The following is a 2,860-nucleotide window of genomic DNA, read 5'->3' as shown; positions in this document are numbered from 1 at the left end:
CTGCTGCGCCTCGTCCGCGGCCTCGCCGCGGGCCTCGCCCATCTCCACGCGCGCGGGCTGCTGCACGGCGACGTCTACGGCCACAACATCCTGTGGGACGCCGCCACCGGCGAGGCGGTGCTCAGCGATTTCGGCGCGGCCTCGGTGCTGCCCGACGGGCCGTCCGGCGTAGCCCTGCAGCGGGTCGAGGTCCGCGCCTTCGGGCTGCTGATCGGCGAGGTGCTGGACCGTGCGCCCGCCGATTTCCCGGAGGCGGCGGCCCTGCGCGATCTCGAGCGCGCCTGCGTGCAGGCGGAGGTCGGCGCGCGCCCGGCGATGGCGGAGGTGGTGCGCGCCGTCGGGTGATGACCGTGCGGCGCGCGACCGCGCGGTCGGCCACGCCCTCGATCGCGCTGAAGAGCGTCTCAAGAGCGGTCCAGCGCAGGCCATCCCGTTCAGCGAACCGGCTTGCGAAAGCGTGGCAAGGATCCGACGGGGCGCGTCCAGTCATCGCCGGCTTGCGTAAACGGTCCAGCTTGTATCCGGCGCTCGCGCGCGTCGTTATACTCTTGCCGTTTCCGTCGTTCACCTGCGCGTCACCGCACAAGATGTAGAGCCGAGGTTTGATTCCCCGGCACCCCGACGGTCCGTCCGCCGGCCGCTCCCGCTCAACAGCAAGGTCCTGAATGTCGAAGCTCACCCCGATCGCCCTCGTCGGCCTCCTCTCGGGCGCGATCCTCACGCCGGCCGCCGCCGGCGAGCCGGGGGCCTTCAACGGGACCTGGGCCGTCGATCTCGTGACCGAGAGCGGCCTGTGCGACGCGCGCTACAGCACCTCAGTCGCGATCCGCGACGGGCAGGTGCGCGCCGCGTCGGCGGCGACGGCCGCCCGGGTCAGCGGGCAGGTCGGGGCTGACGGGACGGTGGGCCTGAGCGTCTCGAACGGCGCCGCGAGCGGCGCGGCCTCGGGTCGGCTGCAGGCGCAGGGCGGGGCCGGGACCTGGAAGGTCTCGGCTTTGTGCTCCGGCCGCTGGACGGCGCGACGCAACACCACGCGCACCGCCCAGGCCGAGTAGGCGGCAGGCCGCCTCAGGACGGTTTCTCGCCGCTCAGGCGGCGGCGAGCCAGGTGCGGGCCTCGTCGAGGCGGGCGCGCTCGAACACCTTGATCTGGGCCGGCGAGACGAAGCCGAAGGTCTCGGCGACGACCTTGAGCCACTGCGCGTCGGTGACGAGCGCCACGTGGCTGATGCCCTTCATCATCGACAGGCCGAAGCGCGGGTCCTTGAAGAAGGCGGCCGGCTCCATGCCCTCGAAGGCGCGGATGTCCTCCAGCAGCTTGAGCTTGCCGCCCTTGTCGAGGTCGGCCTTCATCGCGGTCATCACCGCGTTCATCTCCTCGTCCGTGATCTTCCCGTCGACCACGATCTCGGCGACGCTGGACTCGGGCTTCTTGGTGTAGCTCAGCACGATGCGCGCTCCTGAAATGGACGCCGCCGGTCGGGACTTCGGCGGCGCCGCACCTTCCTACAAAACGCGATCCCGGTCGCCTACAAAAAGCTCTGCGGGTCGACGTCGATCGCGACGCGCACGTTGCCGCGCACCTTCGGCCCGCGCGCCAGCCAGTCGCGCAGGTAGCTCTGCAGGTCGACGTTGCGCTCGGTCTTGACCAGGAGGCGGAAGCGGTAGCGCCCGCGCACCAGCGCCAGCGGCGCCTCGGCGGGCCCGAGCACCATCACGCCGTCCGGCGGCTCGGCGGCCCGGGCCAGCGCCTGCCCGTTGGCCTCGGCCGCCGCGCGGTCGTTGGCGGAGACGATCAGCGCCGCGAGCCGCCCGAACGGCGGCAGGCCGGCCGCCTCGCGGGCGGCGATCTCCTCCTCGTAGAAGCGCTCCGAATCGCCCGACAGCAGGGCCGCGATCACGGGGTGCTCGGGCTGGTAGGTTTGCACCAGCGCGCGGCCCGGCCTTTCGCCGCGGCCGGCGCGGCCGGTCACCTGCTGCAGCAGCTGGAAGGTGCGTTCGGCCGCCCGTGGATCGCCCGAGGTCAGGCCGATATCGGCGTCGAGCACGCCGACGAGCGTCAGGTGCGGAAAGTTGTGGCCCTTGGCCACGAGCTGGGTGCCGATGACGATGTCGCATTCGCCCGCCGCCACCGCCTCGAGCTCCATCCGAAGCCGCTCGGCGCCGCCGGGAAAGTCGCTCGACAGCACGATGATCCGGCGATCCGGGAAAAGCTCGGCGGCCTCCTCCGCGATGCGCTCGACCCCGGGGCCGCAGGGGGTGAGGTTGTCGAAGGTGCCGCATTCCGTGCAGGCGTCCGGCCGGCGCTCACTGTAGCCGCACTGGTGGCAGACCAGGGCCTTGCGGAAGCGGTGCTCGACCAGCCAGGTCGAGCAGTTCCGGCACTGGTAGCGGTGGCCGCAGGCGCGGCACAGCGTCAACGGCGCGTAGCCGCGGCGGTTGAGGAACAGCAGCGCCTGCTCGCCGGCGGCGAGGTTGGCCTTCACCGCGTTGATCATCGGCGGCGACAGGAAGCGCCCGCGCTCCGGCTTGTCGAGGCGCATGTCGATCGCCTGGATGTCGGGCAGGCGGCGGCCGCCGAAGCGCTCGGGCAGCCGCACGCGCCGGTAGCGCCCGCGCTCGACGTTGACCCGCGTCTCGATCGAGGGCGTCGCCGAGGCCAGCACCACCGGGCAGCCCTCGAGCTTGGCCCGCACCACGGCCATGTCGCGGGCGTGGTAGTGCACGCCGTCCTCCTGCTTGTAGGCGCTCTCGTGCTCCTCATCGACCACGATCAGGCCGAGCTTCCGGAACGGCAGGAACAGGGCCGAGCGGGCGCCGACCACCACCCGGACCTCGCCGGCCGCGACCCCGGCGCGCAG

Annotated in this window: 3 protein-coding genes and 1 pseudogene; 2 read left to right on the top strand and 2 right to left on the bottom strand. The window is 72.4% G+C overall.

Annotated elements, in window-relative coordinates; all coding sequences use genetic code 11:
• A pseudogene (locus FV223_RS24395) lies at window positions 1–345 on the top strand (protein kinase); the annotation flags it as partial.
• Window positions 346–665: 320 nt separating this feature from the next.
• A complete protein-coding gene (locus FV223_RS24390) occupies window positions 666–1,055 on the top strand; it encodes a hypothetical protein (RefSeq protein ID WP_147729391.1) in 390 nt (129 codons plus the stop codon).
• Between the two features lie 33 nt (window positions 1,056–1,088).
• Here the strand turns inward: FV223_RS24390 and FV223_RS24385 are convergent, their stop codons facing one another.
• Window positions 1,089–1,448, bottom strand: a complete 360-nt coding sequence (locus tag FV223_RS24385; protein ID WP_147729390.1) for an STAS/SEC14 domain-containing protein — start codon at window positions 1,446–1,448, stop codon at window positions 1,089–1,091.
• A gap of 80 nt (window positions 1,449–1,528) precedes the next feature.
• A partial coding sequence (priA, locus tag FV223_RS24380) for a primosomal protein N' (protein ID WP_147729389.1) occupies window positions 1,529–2,860 on the bottom strand: 1,332 nt, incomplete at its 5' end.

Origin of the sequence: Methylobacterium sp. WL116, assembly GCF_008039455.1 — a bacterium.
GTDB lineage: Bacteria > Pseudomonadota > Alphaproteobacteria > Rhizobiales > Beijerinckiaceae > Methylobacterium.
The sequence above is the reverse complement of the archived record's forward strand: the minus strand, read 5'-3'. Positions and strand labels throughout refer to the sequence as shown.